This is a genomic window from Lacticaseibacillus zeae subsp. silagei (genome assembly GCF_030770335.1).
Lineage (GTDB): Bacteria > Bacillota > Bacilli > Lactobacillales > Lactobacillaceae > Lacticaseibacillus > Lacticaseibacillus zeae.
The window spans coordinates 676,641-694,491 of the sequence record NZ_CP132484.1 but is presented as its reverse complement, the minus strand read 5'-3'; the positions used below and the strand labels follow the sequence as shown (position 1 = coordinate 694,491).

At 48.9% G+C, this 17,851-nt stretch carries 17 protein-coding genes; 3 read left to right on the top strand and 14 right to left on the bottom strand.

What is annotated here, in order from left to right:
* Nucleotides 1–120: 120 nt before the first annotated feature.
* The 6 genes from LACZS1_RS03250 to LACZS1_RS03225 all read right to left on the bottom strand — a co-directional run bounded on the left by LACZS1_RS03250 (nucleotide 121) and on the right by LACZS1_RS03225 (nucleotide 8,824).
* Nucleotides 121–924: an ABC transporter ATP-binding protein gene (locus LACZS1_RS03250; protein WP_070652128.1), complete on the bottom strand. Its 804-nt coding sequence runs from the start codon at nucleotides 922–924 to the stop codon at nucleotides 121–123.
* A 1-nt stretch (nucleotide 925) separates the two neighbouring features.
* Nucleotides 926–1,897, bottom strand: coding sequence for an ABC transporter permease (locus tag LACZS1_RS03245; RefSeq protein ID WP_093997873.1), 972 nt, complete (start codon nucleotides 1,895–1,897; stop codon nucleotides 926–928).
* 36 nt (nucleotides 1,898–1,933) lie between these two features.
* Entirely contained in the window at nucleotides 1,934–2,902 is a 969-nt protein-coding gene (locus LACZS1_RS03240) for an ABC transporter substrate-binding protein (RefSeq protein WP_306402901.1), read from the bottom strand.
* Between the two features lie 661 nt (nucleotides 2,903–3,563).
* On the bottom strand, nucleotides 3,564–4,520 hold the full coding sequence (locus LACZS1_RS03235; RefSeq protein WP_070652125.1) for an ABC transporter substrate-binding protein: 957 nt from the start codon (nucleotides 4,518–4,520) through the stop codon (nucleotides 3,564–3,566).
* Nucleotides 4,521–4,966: 446 nt separating this feature from the next.
* Nucleotides 4,967–7,354: a beta-glucosidase family protein gene (locus tag LACZS1_RS03230; RefSeq protein WP_070652124.1), complete on the bottom strand. Its 2,388-nt coding sequence runs from the start codon at nucleotides 7,352–7,354 to the stop codon at nucleotides 4,967–4,969.
* 816 nt (nucleotides 7,355–8,170) lie between these two features.
* On the bottom strand, nucleotides 8,171–8,824 hold the full coding sequence (locus LACZS1_RS03225) for an NAD(P)H-binding protein (RefSeq protein WP_070652123.1): 654 nt from the start codon (nucleotides 8,822–8,824) through the stop codon (nucleotides 8,171–8,173).
* A gap of 175 nt (nucleotides 8,825–8,999) precedes the next feature.
* On the opposite strand from LACZS1_RS03225, the gene LACZS1_RS03220 reads away from it, so the two are divergent.
* The 3 genes from LACZS1_RS03220 to thiD all read left to right on the top strand — a co-directional run bounded on the left by LACZS1_RS03220 (nucleotide 9,000) and on the right by thiD (nucleotide 11,981).
* Entirely contained in the window at nucleotides 9,000–9,836 is an 837-nt protein-coding gene (locus LACZS1_RS03220) for a hypothetical protein (RefSeq protein WP_010493547.1), read from the top strand.
* Entirely contained in the window at nucleotides 9,829–10,890 is a 1,062-nt protein-coding gene (locus LACZS1_RS03215) for a hypothetical protein (RefSeq protein ID WP_025013224.1), read from the top strand. Before LACZS1_RS03220 ends, LACZS1_RS03215 begins: the two co-directional genes overlap by 8 nt.
* 269 nt (nucleotides 10,891–11,159) lie before the next feature.
* Nucleotides 11,160–11,981, top strand: coding sequence for a bifunctional hydroxymethylpyrimidine kinase/phosphomethylpyrimidine kinase (thiD, locus tag LACZS1_RS03210; RefSeq protein ID WP_047107306.1), 822 nt, complete (start codon nucleotides 11,160–11,162; stop codon nucleotides 11,979–11,981).
* 109 nt (nucleotides 11,982–12,090) lie between these two features.
* On the opposite strand, the gene LACZS1_RS03205 is transcribed toward thiD, so the two are convergent.
* The 8 genes from LACZS1_RS03205 to LACZS1_RS03170 form a co-directional block, all read right to left on the bottom strand.
* A complete protein-coding gene (locus tag LACZS1_RS03205) occupies nucleotides 12,091–12,723 on the bottom strand; it encodes a hypothetical protein (RefSeq protein WP_070652122.1) in 633 nt (210 codons plus the stop codon).
* 172 nt (nucleotides 12,724–12,895) lie between these two features.
* Entirely contained in the window at nucleotides 12,896–13,180 is a 285-nt protein-coding gene (locus tag LACZS1_RS03200) for a type II toxin-antitoxin system RelB/DinJ family antitoxin (protein WP_231956428.1), read from the bottom strand.
* A 217-nt stretch (nucleotides 13,181–13,397) separates the two neighbouring features.
* Nucleotides 13,398–13,922 (bottom strand): HdeD family acid-resistance protein, encoded by a 525-nt coding sequence (locus LACZS1_RS03195; protein WP_070652120.1) that lies wholly within the window; start codon nucleotides 13,920–13,922, stop codon nucleotides 13,398–13,400.
* A 76-nt stretch (nucleotides 13,923–13,998) separates the two neighbouring features.
* A complete protein-coding gene (locus tag LACZS1_RS03190) occupies nucleotides 13,999–14,178 on the bottom strand; it encodes a hypothetical protein (RefSeq protein WP_047107299.1) in 180 nt (59 codons plus the stop codon).
* A complete protein-coding gene (locus tag LACZS1_RS03185; protein WP_070652119.1) occupies nucleotides 14,175–14,843 on the bottom strand; it encodes an NAD(P)H-dependent oxidoreductase in 669 nt (222 codons plus the stop codon). The genes LACZS1_RS03190 and LACZS1_RS03185 overlap by 4 nt, the downstream gene beginning before the upstream one ends.
* Complete coding sequence (locus LACZS1_RS03180; RefSeq protein ID WP_070652118.1) at nucleotides 14,840–15,631, bottom strand: alpha/beta hydrolase; 792 nt, start codon at nucleotides 15,629–15,631, stop codon at nucleotides 14,840–14,842. The genes LACZS1_RS03185 and LACZS1_RS03180 overlap by 4 nt, the downstream gene beginning before the upstream one ends.
* Before the next feature lie 114 nt (nucleotides 15,632–15,745).
* Nucleotides 15,746–16,861: an A/G-specific adenine glycosylase gene (mutY, locus tag LACZS1_RS03175; RefSeq protein WP_070652144.1), complete on the bottom strand. Its 1,116-nt coding sequence runs from the start codon at nucleotides 16,859–16,861 to the stop codon at nucleotides 15,746–15,748.
* A gap of 432 nt (nucleotides 16,862–17,293) precedes the next feature.
* Nucleotides 17,294–17,770 carry an Hsp20/alpha crystallin family protein gene (locus tag LACZS1_RS03170; protein WP_010493513.1) on the bottom strand — a complete coding sequence of 159 codons (477 nt, stop codon included), beginning with the start codon at nucleotides 17,768–17,770 and terminating at the stop codon, nucleotides 17,294–17,296.
* Nucleotides 17,771–17,851: the final 81 nt, after the last annotated feature.

Below are 17,851 nucleotides of genomic sequence, written 5' to 3'. Positions count from 1 at the left end.
CTGTCAAAATTAAAAGGCACCTGGACTCCCAACGATAGACGTGTTGGGAATCCAGGTGCCTTTTCAATTAAGCCGCTTTTTTGCATTCACTCGCTAACCGGGCAGCTCACACCTGAACCCTTAACTTAATAAAACAGCATCGTCAGCAAATTCCTGCCCGCTACGTTCTTTAAACAACGTCAGCAAGTCTTCAACCGTCAGATTTTGCTTCGCTTCACCACGGACATCCACAGCAATTTCGCCATGATCCAGCATGATCAGCCGGTCACCGTATTTCAAAGCACTCGCCATGTTGTGGGTGATCATCAACGTGGTGATCTTCTGTGCCCTCACCATCTGATCGGTCAGCGCCATGACCGTTGCGCTGGTTTGCGGATCAAGCGCTGCCGTGTGTTCATCTAGCAGCAACAGCGCCGGCTTTTTCAACGTCGCCATCAGCAACGTGACTGCCTGGCGTTGGCCACCGGAAAGCAAGCCCATCTCCGCACCTAATCGCTTCTCCAGTCCCAATCCCAGTGTCGCAAGTTTCTCTTGAAAGTGTTGGCGATCGCGCCGCTTCACGCCACTCGCCCAAAAGTTGCGCCAATCACCGCGTTTTTCCGCCAAAGCCAGATTCTGTTCAATCGTCAATAACGAGGCCGTGCCTGATCGGGGATCCTGGAAAACCCGGGCAATTAATTTAGCACGCTTGGCAACGTTTTGGTAGGTCACGTCTTTGCCGTCAATGAGAATCTGTCCCTGATTAACCGGCAGGGTACCGGCAATGCTGTTAAGCAACGTGGATTTGCCCGCGCCGTTACCTCCGATGATCGCCACAAACTCGCCGCGTTCCAGGCTCAAGTCAATACCCTTCAATGCGTGATTTTCATTGACGGTTCCTTGTTCAAAATATTGATGCAAACCGTGTACTTCGAGAACTGCCATTTTAACGAGCCTCCTTTTGCTGTTCCATCGGTGAAACGGCCATCGTGTCTGCCGCTTTGGGTGTCGTTGTCTGACTTTGCTTGACCGGACGCCGATTGCCATGCCGCACTTTTAGCTGGAAAAGTTTCTTCTTCAGTAATGGCAAGGACAGGAAGACCGTCAACATAAGTGCGTAGAAGAAGCGCAGGTAGTTCGGATCCACGCCCATATCCAATACCACCGCAATAATCAGCCGGTAAATCACGGCGCCAACGATGATCATCAACAACCGGGCCCACAGCGGTACGCCGCGAACCAGAATCTCCGAAATGATAATGGCAGCAAGGGCAATCACGATCGTGCCAATCCCCATCGATAAGTCGGCATAGCCATTGGTTTGCGCCATGAGACTGCCCGACAAGGCAATGAGCCCGTTGCTTAGCATATAAATGATGATCTTCATGGCGTCATTGTTAATCCCGTTCGCCGCCGCCATGTCCTGATTGTTACCAACAGCGGCCGCCGCCAATCCCATTTCAGTGTGGAAAAAGAATACCAATATGCCGATGACCATTGCTACTACAATGGCGCCAACCATGATACCGATCGTTGTCGCATCACCGCTGTCAGTCAAATTGAAAACTGTTTTGACGGTGCCAATTAAGCTGATATTGGCCTTGCCCATAATGAACAGGTTCACCGAATATAAGCCCGTCATCGTCAAAATACCGGTTAACAAATCCGGAATATGCAGCTTGGTGGTCAAAAATCCGGAAACTGCCCCGGCTGCGGCACCACCAACAAATCCCATCAGCGTTGCCACAATCGGCCCCGTCCCCGATACAATGGCGTGGGCGGTAATCGCTGCTCCCAGCGGAAAACTCCCTTCTGCTGTCATATCGGCAATGTCTAAAATGCGAAAAGTCAGATACACGCCGATTGCCATAACCGACCATAATAATCCTTGGGCGATACTCGATATCACAATGTCCATAACGACTCTCCTCGTTTTTTTAAATCAATCGGTTCCTCATTCTGCTTCTTCTAACATGGCTTTTGTCAGCCCGAATTGCCGCATCCGTTCCGGATTAATCACCAATCGCGTTTTGGATGGTTGTTCGACCGGCAAATCTTTAACCTTCTTGCCCTCCAGCAACTGCACGGCTAGTTTGCCGGTTTGCTTGCCAAGATCTTCGTAGTTGGTGCCCACAGTGGCAACTCCGGCTAGCTTAACCATGGTCGCGTCTGCCGGAACCACGGGAATTTTTTCTTTGGTGCTGACTTTACCAATCGTCGCCATGGAAGCTGCCATCGTGTTGTCGGTTGGAATATAGATGACATCGCTTTGTTTCATCAGTGCCGATGCACTTTGTTCAACGTCATTGGTTGTCGCTGCGGTTTTTTCAACGGCTGTCAGCCCCAGCTTCTTAATCGCGGCTTTGGCTAGCTTGACTTGAACCTGCGAATTTTGTTCTGCGGCGTTGAACAGCAAGCCGATCTTTTTGGCCTTCGGAAAGACCTTATGAATAAACTTGATCTGGCCCGCCACATCGACTTTATCGGTGACGCCGGTGGCATTTTTATTCGGTTTCTCGGAGTTAGCGACCAATCCGGCCGACTTAGGATCAGTGATCGCCGTAAATAACATTGGTGTTTTGGTATCCGCCTTTTGCAACGCTTGAGCAGCGGGAGTCGCAATGGCCAAGTTAAGATCATTCTTGTCGCGGGCGAGGCGCTGGCTCATGGTTTGCAGATTTGATTGATCGCCTTGGGCATTGACGTAATCCAGCTTGATCTTATTGCCTTTGTAACCGGCCTTAGCAAGTTCTTCCGTGAAGCCTTTGCGGGCTGCAGTCAAGGCCTGTTGGTCAATGAGCTGTAAAATGCCGACCTTTACCTGACTCTTGTCAGCAGCGGCTTTGGTTGACTTGCCACAGCCAACTAACGTCATGATGGCTAGTGCGGTTGCTGCGACGGCAGCGATTCGTTTGAGTTTCATTTTTTCTTCCTCCTGAGATGTTTGGTGAATTGGCGTGCTGGTTTGGACGGGTAGTTAAGGTCCCCGCGCACGGTTGTGAGCAGGACAGCGTCGGGCTCTGGTTTGCAGTACATATAGAAAACACTGCAAAGGCGCCGACACTAATTTGAAACGCGTTCACTGACGCAGAAGTCTGCGTGTAAGGACCTTGGTCGCGATGGCCTAAGCCCGGGACATCACGCCCAAGGCCACTTACACTCCGACTTCTAACCGCGCCAATTCACGCTCTGCTCTAAAAAGAGACCCGCCACCGGATTTACTCATCCGTGTGGCGGGCCTCTTACTTTTTTCCCGGGAAAGAAAAAGCCACATGGATGAATTCGTCCATGTGGCGGTTAATTGCAAGTGAAATACTCACGGCCATCATGGATACAAACCTGATTGGCTTGTATCCATGAGATACAAACCATTATCCGAAATAGCCGTAATAGTACGCGTGATTAAGTTGTGTTGTTTTGTTTTGTCTCATGATCAACACTCCTTGTGTCCAGAAGTTTGTTCCTTCTGGCTTGTTTCTAAGAGTATCCTCATAATTTCATCTTGTCAACACATATTTTCACGATTATTTTGACCATCTCAGGTTTAGCTCGGTTTAAAATGTCAAAGAAGGTTGTTACACCGGTTACTTCGGTAAGTTAACTTTTTGTTTCACCACTTTTAGCATGGCATCATTTTTCACGGTTTTAACATCAGCCGGTTTTTCGACGGCGAGTTTTTTGACCGAAGTGCCTTTCAGCAATTTGATTGCCATTTTGGCGGTTTGTTTGCCAAGATCGCGATAATCAATGCCTTTAGTGATTGTGCCACCGTCTTTGACCATGGTTGACGCTGCTGGCACGACCGGGATTTGTTTCTCCTTGGCAACTTTACCGATAGTCGGCATCGCCGCAGCCATCACATTATCTGCCGGTAAATACAGTGCATCGACATCTTTGGCTAGGCTTTCGGCTGCCTGTTGAACATCGTTAGTTGTAGCAGCTGTCTTGATTTGGTAACGCAAGCCCAACTTCTTGAGATGTGCCTTAGCTTGCTTGATCTGATAGACCGAATTGGGTTCGCCGGCGTTGTACATCAGCCCAATCGTTTTGGCTTGCGGAAAGGTTTTGTGCAGTAAGTCAATCTGGTCGCTAACGGCAACTAAATCGGTAACGCCAGTGGCATTTTTGTCCGGCTTCGTCAGGTTCGTCACCAATCCGGCTGACTTTGGATCCGTGATCGCGGTGAAGAGCAACGGTGTCTTCTTGTCGGCTTTTTGCAACGCTTGGGCGGCTGGCGTGGCAATGGCGAGATTCACGTCATTCTTCCCGCGCGCCAGCCGATCGCTCATGGTTTTGAGATTTGCCTGGTCGCCTTGCGCGTTCACATAATCGATCTTGATGCGCTTGCCTTTATAGCCGGCTTTAGCGAGTTCGGATTCAAATCCTTTGCGTGCTTCGGTCAACGCGGTCTGATCCATCAATTGCAAAATGCCGACTTTAACAGTTTCTTTGCTGGTGGCTTTCGATTGCTTGCCACAACCCGTTAAAGTCAAGCTAATCAGTGCCATGCCAGCCAATGCGAGTAAAAGATGTTTTTTCATGATAGTCCTCCTTGAAGTGACGTTGCGTATTTATCCTGTGACAAAACCGTGAAGACCTTTTTAGCAGATAACTAAGTACAAGCGGAAGTTTGGCCTTGACTTACCCTCCCCATAAACACATTCGCCTAATAAAAAGCGGGCCAGTCACATTTTTCCATGCGACTGGCCCGTGTTTTCGGTATAGAAAAGCCGCATGGATTATTGTTCATCCATGCGGCGTTGTTGACACATTTAATGTGACAGCCTTATGGATGCAAACCGTTGCTTGCGCGGTTTGCATCTGACTGCAAACCGCTATCCAAAAAAGCTGCCAAAAAAGGTATTCAGTTGTGTTTGCCGATGATTCATCACGGTCAACACTTCCTTCGGTTTTGTATGAAATTAAGAATACCGAATGGAAGATACGTTCGTCAAGAGGAATTTTTAATCTTTTTACAATACGTTTGTTATCTAAAAATCATTTTAAGGTACTGATGATTGGCGGCCGCTACCAATCGATCTACCATACTTAGTCTAAGTGCGCCACTTGCTTGTTGGGCCAACCGAATAAGCGGTGTGTCCAACACGATCGCCTGCTGGAACTTGGCCTCTGGACCGTCCTTGTCAATGTAATCCTTGGTACGCATTTTAATGACCGTCCGTGCGACCAAGCGCAGCAGCCACGAATATTTCTGCATTTCCCGCGGCGTATTCAGACGCGTGAATTCACCAGGAACAAACTCATGGTGCGGCGGTACCTTTTGACCGGTGAGTTGTTCAAAATCATGAACGGTCGGCTTGCCAGACGGTGTGGTATACCAATCAGGGACATTTTCAAAATTCGTAAAGGCCTGTCCGTGAACTTGAACCGGCAAGACACTGACTATATCTGCAGAACTTGTCCCGATAGCCACGGCTTTTGCGGCATCAGGCAGTTCCCATGTCTGGGTTTGTTCATGCCACTCTTTGAACGCCTGTGCCGGAAGTGCCAACGTAACCGTCACCGTTTCACCAGCTTTAACGAACACCTTTTTGAAGGCTTTCAGTTCTCTGATTGGGCGCAAAGGACGCGCGGTTTGTTCCTGAACGTAAGCCTGGACCACTTCTGCACCATCGCGACTGCCGGTATTCGTCAACTCCACCTGTACCGTCACTGGCTGGTCATCGGTGACGTGATCGTCAGTGAGGCGCGCATTTTTAATGGCAAAAGAGGTATAGCTTAAGCCAAAACCAAACGGAAACGCCACCGGCACCTGCGCTTTGTCGAAGTAGCGGTAGCCAATATACGTGCTTTCTACATAGGGTACGGAACGCGTACGGTGATCGTAAAGCTCCGCAGATGGTATATCCGCATAACGAACCGGATAAGTTTCGGCCAACTTACCGCTTGGATTTACTTGTCCGGTCAAGACCCGACCGGCAGCTGCTCCGATCTGTTCACCGCCTAAATACAAATCCAAAACCGCCTGTACCTGATCCAACCATGGCAGCTCAACCGGTGCGCCGGCAACCAACAAAACCACCACATGCGGATTAATTGCAGCAATCGCCTGCAGTAAATCATTTTGAACTTTCGGCAAGGCCATGTTTTGGCGATCAAAACCTTCAGATTCATAGTTGTCCGGCAATCCGGCGACAAAAATAACCTTGTCGTGGGTGCGGGCCAGTTCCAGTGCTTGAGCGATTGCTTCCTCATCGACTTGATCATCCAGTCGATACCCTGCTGCATAATCATAAGCGATGCCAGCTTGCTTGAGCCCGGTCAAAATTGGCACCTGTTCCGCTGCCTTAATATGCGATGAACCGGCACCTTGGAAGCGGGTCTCTTTAGCTAATTCGCCAACCACGGCTACCTGTTCATTAGCAGCCAAAGGCAAAATCCCGTCATCGTTTTTCAACAGCACAATGGCACTTTCGGCAATTTTTTGCGCCAATTTGGCGTGCTGATGTAACATTTCTTCGCGCGAGCCAGTGAACTTAGGCCGCTGTTTACGCGCCATTTTGGCAATATTGGCAGCGGCGCGATCCAGACTGGCAGGCCGCAACTCGCCGGTCTGAAAAGCCTTCAACGCCTCTTTGTCAAAAAGGTGCTGATCCCCGGGCATTTCTAAATCCGTACCGGCGTTCAGCGAAGCAACCTTATCGTTTAGTGCGCCCCAATCTGTGATGACGGCGCCGTCAAAGCCGAACTGGTTGCGCAGAACCTGCGTCATCAAATAATGATTGTCACTGGCATAGCGACCATTTACTTTATTGTAAGAACACATCACCGATTCCGGATGCCCTTCAGTAACCGCAATGCGAAAGGCTTCCAGATAGATCTCGTGCAGCGCAACCGGATCAATGATCGAATTAGACGACAACCGGCCATTTTCCTGATTATTCGCCGCAAAGTGTTTCAGGCAAGCCGCAACCCCTTGCTTTTGAATGCCTTGAATCCAAGCCGCACCAAGTTTCCCGGCCAAAAACGGATCCTCGCTAAAATATTCGAAATTTCGGCCACACAAAGGATTGCGCTTCATATTCACGCCGGGTCCCAACACAACATCAACGCCCAGACTGCGTGCCTCAAGACCGATCGCCTCACCCATTGCAGCAATGAGTTCAGGATCCCAAGACGATGCGCTGGCACTAGCCGTTGGAAAACTAGTACTCGGCACACTGTCATTGATGCCCAGATGATCGGCTTCCGCAGCTTGATAACGCAAACCATGCGGCCCGTCACTCATCCGAATGCTAGGAATACCGTGCTCAGGAAACGCTTCGGAAGACCAGAAGTCTTTTCCTGAAGTCAATTTCACTTTTTCTTCAGTAGTCAGACTATTAAGATTAACTGGTGACACTGAATGCTCCATCAAATTACCCCATTTTTAAATTTCTAACTGGCGTCTTTGTCTTCCTTAAATCTTAACGTTTTTCGTCCAAAATTTCCCGTTAATGGCCTCATTTTTGGGGAAAAAGACCAGCGAAATGTCACGTTTGCCAAGGCTTATCGAATTAATTGACTATTTTTGATGGAAAGTGACAATCTGCCGCTTATTCCCAAATAAACGCTGGTGGTTGCCAAAAAACCAGCGAAAAAACACGTGTTCTAAAATTTTGTGTCAGATCGTCATAAAAAGTTCACATTTACGGATTATTCTTTTAACCGTAGCAAGGAAGTTTACCCCCTTCTTACTACTACCCCAACCCAACTTTTTTCATTTTTACTCCTCCAAAGTAAAAATAAGTCAGTACCACCCCCAATGGCGCTGACACGGGAACCCCGCGCACCCCCAATGCGTGGGGCTTTTTTTTGTTGAGCGCGAACCGGCGCGGTTAAAAGCCGGAGCATAAGTGGCCTCGCACCTAAATGGCTGGGCTTTGGCCATTTAGGTGCGAGGTCCTTATGTGCAGGCTTCTGCGCCGGTGAGCGCGTTATAGAATGCGAAAGCTCAACTACATACGTGCCTACAATAGAAAGTCCTCCCCGTTAACGCGCCCTCGACCAGTTGAACCCTTTATGTGGCATCCCCCACGCCAGCAACCGCCTTACAGAACACAACAGTCCACCTACATACTTACAAACCAAAAAAACACGACCCCCGCCCGATAACCAGCCACACCAAATGGCCAACCATCGAACCAAGGATCGTGTTTTGCTTTACTCACCCAAACAACCAACCACACCATCACGCATCAGCATCACGCACCGTAATCCGGTCCTGCAATGCAGTCGGCCGTTCCAACTGATCAAGAATCGCCAGCGCCATATTCCCCGTGGTAATGTGACTCTGCCCATCTTCGCCAACCAACAACGTATCCTTACCGGCAACATAACTCGTCGCCGGCCCACTCGGAAACGCCTCGCTTGCTGAAATCCCGATCCAGTTAACATTATCGGTCATCTGCAAGAAGCGATATTCATAATACTGATATTTAGCGCCATCATACCACGGCTGGCTTACAGCACTCTCAGGAAAATCAAGAATCATGGGATGATCCGCGCCTGGCATCGACAGACTCGCGCTACCCAAAATGAAAACCGCTAAAGTGTCCGTATTCCGTAACAAACTAATTAAGTGGGTCGCAAAGTCCAAATGCAAATACCCACGACCGGATCCCCACGGTACACTCAGCGCATCCACAACGGCATCAACGTTATCTAAATCGGCTTCTGTCAATTCCAGCGGCGCCTTCACCAATGTCGGGACATTTTGCCCAAGGCGACTGGCAGCTTTTTGCGTATCCCGAACGACTGCCAACACCTCATGGCCACGTCGCTGCGCCTCGGCAACAATTGCGCTCCCAGCCCGGCCAGTCGCACCTAAAACAGCTATTTTCATTTTCCTACCTCATTTCGTTTACGCTTACCAACCAGATTTGATTTCATTCTAGCATGCATTTGATGAAAGCGGCTGATTCAACCTTCTCTGTGGCAAAAATGAGAATAAAACTTCCTTATATGCCTGTTTATGCGGTACACTTAAAATAACCGGATAGAATGTGAGAGGATATTAAATGTCAATCGAAACGAGTCTAACTTACCAAAAAAAATTCTTCAGTGATTTTACCGATGCCTGGCATAAAAAATCACGCTATCGCTTATATCAGGGAATCGATGCAACCGCCGAAAACTTGCGGCTAGACATCGAAGAAGCCCCTGGTTACATCTTAGCCTACGACAAAAGCGCCCAAGCCGAGTTGCACGACTTTTTGCAAATCGGGTTCATTGATTTTTTGCGTCAGCACATCCCTTTTTTTGAGGTCAACGACCAAGGAACCGTCTATTTCGGGAACTGGTACCACCGTCGTGACTTCGGGCATATCAATGTTATTTTACGCGCCATCACCCAGTCGACCGATGAGCAGCGCAAAATTCTGCCACAATTGGAAGCCTTCTCTGCCGACCCCGACCATTATTTAGATCGGCAACTAGATGCGATGCGCAAGGAAGTGTACCGCGATGTTGATTCGCTGCACACGCAAATCGATAATCTCGAAGCCGAGGCTGCGCCGGAACGCGACCAACCTGCCCAAGGCGGTAGCGGATTCCGCGGCTTGTTGAAAAACTTCATCGATCCAAACGATGACGATGATCCTGCGCCAACGTCCCGAACTTCAGCCGCAGACGCTTCACAACTCAAAGCCCGCTTTGACAAAGAAAAGCTGGCCGCTGATGACACCTTCGACAAGCGCAAACGTGAACTGGAAGTTTCTGCAGCCATCACGCGCTATGAATATCAGGCCGTCATGAATACTTACAGTTCCGTTGCTGAATTTGAAAATGTCCTTGCCAATCTAAAGGACGATTTCATGCAGTCATTAAAGCTTGAAGGAGGCCGCACGAATGCTTAATCTGAATGACACACATCTGGCTGCCTTAATTGCCAAGCCCTTATCTGTTTCCCAATTACGGCAACAAATTAGTACCGCCTATCAAACCGAAACCGATCGCCTGGCTGACTCACCTTTATGGGGCGCCAACGATGACGCTTTGACAGCACTATTAGCCAGCTACACCGGTCTCATGCGCGATAAGCTCTATCAGACGTTGCAAAACATGGCGTCAATTCCGGCCAACTTTTTGCAGACGTTGTGGTTCAAGGATACGACAACCGATTCACAGCACAGCGAAATCACCCTCATTCAAGCAACTGAAAACGACAATAACACCTTATTGACGATTGTGAATCCCTTAAGCGCTGACGCAACGCTCAAAGCGGTCAATCTGCCAACCTTATTGCAGATAACCGCAAGCGACAGCCATGCGTTGCCGTACGATGACGATGAAGTCAAGGCACTTTCTGCGTTAACCAAGGCGCTTAACCAGGGTGGCTACCAGTTCTCATCAATTGATGAAACGGTCTTACAACCTGTCAACGGGCTACACTTTAAGACTCGTTTTGACAACCTCAAGCCATTAGTTGCCAAAAAGACGGTTGTCAAAGCAGGCGCCTTTAGCATTAATGTCACCTTAGATCTTGAAAGCAAAGTGCTCGATTATCAGATTCTGGATGAAGACGGCCACGACTGGAAAGATCTGGGTTCGGAAGATGTGAAAAGTGATCGCTTCGAATGGGCATCAACGACAATTCCGGAAGAACTGGTCAATCACCATCTCAAATTGGTCGTGCGGGTTGCTGCCGGCAATAACTCTCCTGCCTTAGACGAGCTGTTTGTCATTGCGTCAAACAATGCGATTTTGATGCGTCAAGGCAAACAAAAAGGTGTCTACGAATTACCGCTACCCAATCAAAAACTCTTTACAGTTCTGATTGATCCTGATAATAATATGGTTTATCTGAAGTATCCGGATCCGGAAACTCAGGTAATTGAATTAAACCGGCAATATCCGTTTATTGGCGAATGGCTCAAAGCTGTATTGCCACAGAAACGGGCGTTTAATTAAGGTTAATCATCACGGATCAGGCAGCTTAACGTATTCGCTGGCGCAGAAGTCTGCGTGTAAGGACCTCGGTCGCAATGACCAAAGCCGCTTACACTCCGACTTCTAAACGGGCTGGCTCACGCTCATCATAACGCGTTCGCTGGCGCAGAAGTCTGCGTGTAAGGGCCTCGGTTACAATGGCCAAAGCCCGGCCATCACGCCCGAGGCCGCTTACACTCCGACTTCTAACCGCGCCAGCTCACGCTCACAATTTGTTGGGAGGTTTTTCCATGGCTAATGAATTTCCGCAAGTAATGACGATTGGCGGTACGGATAGCGACGGCAGTGCCGGTGTTCAGGCTGATTTGCATAGTTTCTTTATGCGCGGTGTATATGGCGCCACTGTTTTGACCGCTGCTGTTGCCGGCAACTCCTATGGCATTCAGGACAGCATGGTGATGCCATTGCCGTTCATCGATGCCCAATTCAAGTCGTTGGCCGCTGACCTGAAAATCCGCGCGGCCAAAACCGGGATGTTGGCTGATCGCGCTTTGGTACAGGACATTATCAAGAACTGGCAGCAATATGATTTTGGCGCGTTGGTAGTTGACCCGGTCATTATCACCAAACATGGTGCCATGCTCTTGGAGCAAGACGCGTACGACGCCGTCAAAAATGACCTCATCCCGCTGGCAACCGTTGTGACACCGAATCACTACGAAGCCGAGCATCTTACCGGCATGAAACTTGATACGGATGCCAACATCGAAGCAGCTGCGCATCAGTTGCAAGATTCCGGAGCTAAGAATGTCGTTCTAAAAGGCGCACACGATAATCCTGAGCAAAAAGAAGTTCGCGACTTCGTGTTGCTGGAAAGCGGCAAAACCTTCTGGCTGAGCGAACCTTACCACAATACCGATCGGGTCAATGGCACTGGCGATACGCTCTCTGCCGTCATTACCGCTGAAATCGGTAAAGGTAACACGATCGAAGACGCCATTCGGATTGCCAAACGCTTTACGAACCAAGCGATCGGCCATCCCATTGCCGTTGGTCACCAATATGGACCGATCAATCATTGGGCCAATCAAATCGTTTACCCACAAAACTGAACAACGCACAGAACTGCAAAACAAAATCGGTGCAGGAAACCCAGACAGTTTCCTGTACCGATTTTAGTTTGGCCACCTTAACTTAACCGTTTAATACCACAATTATCGATTAGTTATAGACGACATGCTCTTCATCAATCTGTCCAAAATTTTCGTCTAATGCCACTCGCAAAAGTACAGGTGCCGTTTTCGAATACCCCGCCACATAAACTTCACGATGACGATCATTGTACTTCGGCACCAGCTGATTGTCCGCAATCGTTGTTTGAATCCGCTTCAAGGCAGTTGCGCTATCGTCCAGCGGCGTGTCGCTGAAACTCTGAATCTCGAAACCCTCGGCCAACTGTTCAAAATGTAGCTGTTTGGCGATGGCGGGATCAAAATCAAGTTGCGCCAGCGCAGCCGTAAATTGCGCCTTTTCAATAAACAACGGTTGTTTGAGCCATATCCGGAAAACATGGCGATTGCTGATTTTGTCACCGCCTGACCAAACCGCCTGCAATGGATAAGGTCGGTATGCCTTAAAATTCGGAATCTTGATGCCCACGCTAGGACCTTCGCTGATTTGCTTGGCCACTGCTGTTACCGCCGCTGCTAAATCGGTAAATGTTGCATCAGCTAATCGATTCGGCGCAACCCCCATCGCCGTGATATAACTCCGCGTCGTTAATTTAACAAAACTTGGTGTTGCCGAACGCGAATATTCGTCCTGTTCGACTTCCTCCCAATTGAATTCACTCATTTTATTGTCCCCTCTCTGTAAGCGCTTATCACATTCCTGCCACAGAGTTTAGCGATGTTGGCGGTGAAACACAATTAATTTGTCTGGGGCTTGAGGTAGTGCAGTTTTTGCCGATGGTGAAAAAGTGAAAAACGCCGCTTGTTTCATCTAAGCACACCTTGGACATTAATTGCTACTCCCCATTTTCCGATAGCTGACGAGAATGGATACCCTGATTGTTGGCGATCTTTTTGAAACGGCGATTAAGTTCCGCCTGATTAGCCTCACTATAAAATGGATCCTTGACCTCAAAGGGAAATCCGCCTCCAGCAATACTCTTCTTGATGAAAATGTTTATAGCTGTTGCTAAATCAAGTCCCAAGCTTTCAAATATTTCCGTAGCTCGCTGCTGATCAGCTTGGTTAACTTTAACCGCAATGGTCACTTTCTTTTTTTCACGATCTTGCAAAACCTTCACCTCCGCATCGTTTTAACCTGATGCAAATACGCTGAACAATGCTTATTAAAGCTACAATATCAAATGCCAGTCGCAAGTGATACTGAGTTGATGAAAAATTCTGTTCATGGGCAGTGTCCAACCTAATCATTCATGTGCGCCTATATTGGCTATTAAATTCTGATCGCAAACAAAAAGTCGCGGACAGCATAATCCGCGGCTTTTCTACACATAGGTTTTATTTTTGCTTACTACCAAACAACTGCAGAATCCCCATCACGACTAACAATCCACCAAACAGCGAGAAGACCATCATCACGGTTCTGAATGGGTTAATCACCATGATCGCCCCGATAATGATGAGGGCAACGCCATAGACGATGGTTGGCCACGGTGCGACATTTACATATTGCTGCTGATGACGGGCGCTCATAATTTTATTGATGCCATAAACGATCAACACGATGCCGATGATAAACGGCCCCATGCTCATCAGTGGCATGACAATCGCCGGTAATAGCAGGGCTACTAACAGATAGACGATGCCTGTAAAAAGCGATGTGCTATAAGTTCCGGAACGCTTTTTGGCCGAAAAGCCGTCGATCAGCTTAGGAATGGCCGCAACAATCAACACCGCGGCCACGATCCATAGAAAACTCCGGTAGACTTGGTGTGGTTCAATTAAAATCCAGGCCCCGATCAGAATCATAAGCAGGCCGCGTAACCACGACCACCGTTGAAGACGATCAAACATTGCTTGCATTTTTGACGCTCCCTTGTTTTGCTAATTAGAGCATAGCATATTGCCAGGCAATGCCCCTCCGTCGTCAGACCGAACTTTACCACTGTTCATGATTCCAGCTGCGACCGTCGATTTCTGCTTCCAGTTGTTCGCGGCGCTCGGCTTGTTGCGCGACAAAAGTTTGCAGGGCCGCAAAGAACGCCGCCTTTTCATAAGATACCGCATCTTTTTCATGCTGGGCGGCCGTGGTAATGAGCCACTGTTCGTCAGTCGTCACTCAGACTCACCTGCCTTCAACTCATGCAGCGTCAAACGCAAACGGTCGATTTCATCAGTTTGCGAAGCCAGTTGGTCAGCTAGCATGGTCGTCTTGGGGTCTTCCTGCAGCCGATTGATAAACCACTGCGCCTGAGCTTCAAAGTTATCAGGATGCTGCAGCGTCAAATATTGCTGATAACGGATCAGTAATTGCTGGTGGTCCGAGTCATTTTGGTTGGCGAATCGGGCAATGGCCAATGGCGTCAACAGCTGCAAGCCGGTCTTTTCTGCCAACGCGGCATAAGGTGCCAAAAATTGGCTCAAACTAAACCCTACCTGACCGCCAAGTTGATAAGCCGATTCCGGTTGGCTAAAGCTCACCACGAGGCCCAATGACTTCCCCTTCAAAAGGCCGCCATGCGCATCATAAACGAATTGCTTCACCCAAACTTCTGTCAGCCACTGATGCAAGCTCGCTGGCGCCATGTACCAATACAACGGGAACTGGAAAACAATCCGGTCAGCCGCCTGAATCATTTGCTGCTCGGCGGCGACATCAAACGGCAAGTTCGCATCTAAATGGTGCCACACAACTTGCGATAAAGAAACGGCACTGGCTTTTAGAAACTGCTGCGTGTCGCTTTTTTCGATATTCGGATGGCTAACAACCACTAGTGTCTTCAATTTGATCCCTTCAGTAAATGCTGTGCTAAGAATGCGACCGTGCCCGGCCACGCTTCGGCAAGATATCCTTCCGCATGCTGGCCGCCGGGGATGACCTGCAATGTCACCGGCACGCAAAACGTTGCGGCTGCTTGGCCGAGCTGATAAATGCCGCTCACCGGAATGATTTCTTCCTGCGAATTAGCCAGATACATTGGACCAGCCTGCGCCGTCAAACGTTCAAACGGCTCGACTTGCGAAAACTTAGTCTCATCCGCATCCACATAATTCAAAATGAACCACTTGTAAAATGGATCGTTCCGGCCGCCTTGATCAATTTTAGCGCTCGCGGTGTTCACAAAATCGGTTTTGGTATCAGGTTGCGCCACAACGTTTGGGTGCGCCGCAAACCACTGTTGAATGTCAAAAATCCCCGACCATGAAACCATCGGCACGCCTTCAGCCAAGCCAACGTCAACCGATAGAGAACCACCGGCACTCGATCCGAACACGCCGAGCTTTTTTGTTTCGGCATGATCACGCAACCACGAAAAGGCCGCTAAAACATCATCCCGCGCTGCCGGGAAAAAGGCTTCCGGTGCTAGCCGATAATTCGGAACGGCAACCGCGTAGCCAAGCGCGGCGAAGCGTTCGGCCATACTACCTTCCTTATTCTTTTCACCGCGAAACCAACCGCCGCCGTGAATATCAAGAATCGCGGCACCATTTGGTTTGTCCGGCTCATAGAAATCGAGTTTCTGTAAAGGAGCATCGCCATAAGCAATATCTTTGGTGACTTTAACTGTCAAAATAATCGCCTCTCAATCATCACGATGACCACAGTATAACGCCCTTTTCTATAAAACAGCTAAAAATTGCCCCGCTTCAGGTTGCTGCGAAGCTTGACATAAACGGCCCGAAATCTAATCCAAATCACCCAGTCCTAACGCCTGATTCAACTTTTTCTGGACAGTTGGCAGTGCTATTTTGCCAAAATCCTTAGGCGCCACCCAACGTGCAGGGATAAACTTCAGCTCCTCAGCTTTGGCATCGGCCCCGATTAACGTCATCTGCCAGCGTTGGTGGGTAAACGTATGTTGAACCTGCTTGACGCCAAGATCGGCAAACGTTAAGGACAAGCCTGATGACGCCCCAAAAATCCGGCTCACTTCATCTAGTTGATCGCTCATCATGGTTGCTTCGAGATCCGCCATATCAATCAGTGGGAACATCCATAAATCTGCCAACATCCCGGTGCTAGGACGCTGTTCGAATAAGTAACCAGCATCGGAGCGCACCACTAAAGCAAAATAGCGATGCACAACTGGCCGCGGTTTTTTCGTTTTAACCGGATAATCCGCCACAACGCCATCGCGATAACTCGCATCAAAATCGCGGACAGGCGAGTGTTCGGGATCCGGGTGACTGGCGGACATATAACTTGAGCCTAGATCCATCACCGCTTGATTGAAATCGCCAGGACGATCTTTTGGAATTAAGGGGCGGATCAGATCGTAAAATACTTGGCGCGTTTGCGGCCGTGCAATATCGGCATCTACTTTGAACAAGCGGGCAAATACCCGAAACGCATTGCCGTCAATGGCGGGCACAACTTCGCCAAAACTAATGGAAGCAATCGCGCCGGCTGTATAAGGGCCGATGCCAGCCAATGTTTGTAACTCGGCTGACGTCTTCGGCCATTTTCCGCCATAATCGTTCACAATTTGTTTCGCTGCCTGCTGCAGGCGTCGCGCCCGCGAATAATAACCTAAACCTTCCCATGCCTTCAAAACTGTGGCTTCCGGCGCCACGGCTAGTGCCTCGACAGTTGGAAACTGCGCCATAAAGCGTTTGTAATACGGAATCACTGTCTGCACCTGGGTCTGTTGGAGCATTAATTCGCTCACCATCACATGATAAGGGTCATGATCTTGCCGCCACGGTAGCGTTCGCGCGTGACCGTCATACCAATCTAAAAGTGCCTGTTGAAATGCCGCTACTTTTTCTGGCGGCCAATCCATTAATTTGTTGTTTGTCATCATAGGGATTAGCTTACCATGGAGTTTGGTGTTGGGGAACTGTTTGGTGGCTTGATGGGGATTGTTCTATTTGAGGCAATTGAAATATTTTGCTTTAACTTTCCATAACGCGCTCGCCAGCCCAGAAACCTGCACATAAGGACCTCAAGTCTAAATGCCCAAAGCCCAGCCATTTAGACTTGAGGCCACTTATGCTCCGGTTTCTAACCGGGCTGGCTCGCGCTCACAAAAAAATCACCCCTACGATCATACGTATCGCAGAGGTGATTCCTTTTTACGGTTCAATGATCACTGCAACTGCTGCAATTCTCATCGATTCGTTTTGCTTACTACTGGGTTTTGCCCATCAACGACAGTGGTGCCGCTTCTGATCATGCTTGCAATGCAGTTCGTGAGTCTTGAGCCGCCTGACGACAAACACTACTCAATCCATTACTGAATTTCAATGTTGTGACCAGACTCCTTTGATTCAGTCAACTTTGGGCATGTGATGTTGAGAACACCATCTTTGTAGCTTGCCTTGATGTTGCTGTCATCAACGTTTGGCAGTTGATAGCTCCGACTCATCGTGCCATAGCTGCGTTCGGACATCATGACGTTGCCGTTCTTGTCGGCGTGATCTGTGATGTCATCCTTGTGAACATTGATGCTCAAAATGCCATCATGGTAGTTCAACTTGATGTTGTTCTTGTCGATCCCAGGAACATCAACATGAACTTCGTAAGCGTCCTTGGTCTCCTTAACGTCAGTCAGCAATCCGTTGACGGCCGTGCTGGCAATGGAAGGAGTTGCCCAATCCATCCAGTCAGATACCGGGCCGAAGAACCGACGCGCCAAGTTGTCAAAGAACGGATCATTAACATCATTCATCAACTCATTATTACGACGATTCATAACTTCATTAGCCATAACAGATAACTTCCTTTCAATCAGAGACTTTGGGGATTCAGGAGAACGATCTTAGCTCCGGAGCCTTTGTTCCTTCTCCCT

Bases quoted from the DNA above. Each gene is read 5' to 3' on its own strand.
- LACZS1_RS03230 (WP_070652124.1), bottom strand. From the start codon at position 7,354: ATGGAGCATTCAGTGTCACCAGTTAATCTTAATAGTCTGACTACTGAA.
- LACZS1_RS03215 (WP_025013224.1), top strand. From the start codon at position 9,829: ATGCTTAATCTGAATGACACACATCTGGCTGCCTTAATTGCCAAGCCC.
- LACZS1_RS03240 (WP_306402901.1), bottom strand. From the start codon at position 2,902: ATGAAACTCAAACGAATCGCTGCCGTCGCAGCAACCGCACTAGCCATC.
- LACZS1_RS03170 (WP_010493513.1), bottom strand. From the start codon at position 17,770: ATGGCTAATGAAGTTATGAATCGTCGTAATAATGAGTTGATGAATGAT.
- LACZS1_RS03195 (WP_070652120.1), bottom strand. From the start codon at position 13,922: ATGCAAGCAATGTTTGATCGTCTTCAACGGTGGTCGTGGTTACGCGGC.
- LACZS1_RS03245 (WP_093997873.1), bottom strand. From the start codon at position 1,897: ATGGACATTGTGATATCGAGTATCGCCCAAGGATTATTATGGTCGGTT.
- mutY (WP_070652144.1), bottom strand. From the start codon at position 16,861: ATGACAAACAACAAATTAATGGATTGGCCGCCAGAAAAAGTAGCGGCA.
- LACZS1_RS03250 (WP_070652128.1), bottom strand. From the start codon at position 924: ATGGCAGTTCTCGAAGTACACGGTTTGCATCAATATTTTGAACAAGGA.
- LACZS1_RS03235 (WP_070652125.1), bottom strand. From the start codon at position 4,520: ATGAAAAAACATCTTTTACTCGCATTGGCTGGCATGGCACTGATTAGC.
- thiD (WP_047107306.1), top strand. From the start codon at position 11,160: ATGGCTAATGAATTTCCGCAAGTAATGACGATTGGCGGTACGGATAGC.
- LACZS1_RS03205 (WP_070652122.1), bottom strand. From the start codon at position 12,723: ATGAGTGAATTCAATTGGGAGGAAGTCGAACAGGACGAATATTCGCGT.
- LACZS1_RS03225 (WP_070652123.1), bottom strand. From the start codon at position 8,824: ATGAAAATAGCTGTTTTAGGTGCGACTGGCCGGGCTGGGAGCGCAATT.
- LACZS1_RS03220 (WP_010493547.1), top strand. From the start codon at position 9,000: ATGTCAATCGAAACGAGTCTAACTTACCAAAAAAAATTCTTCAGTGAT.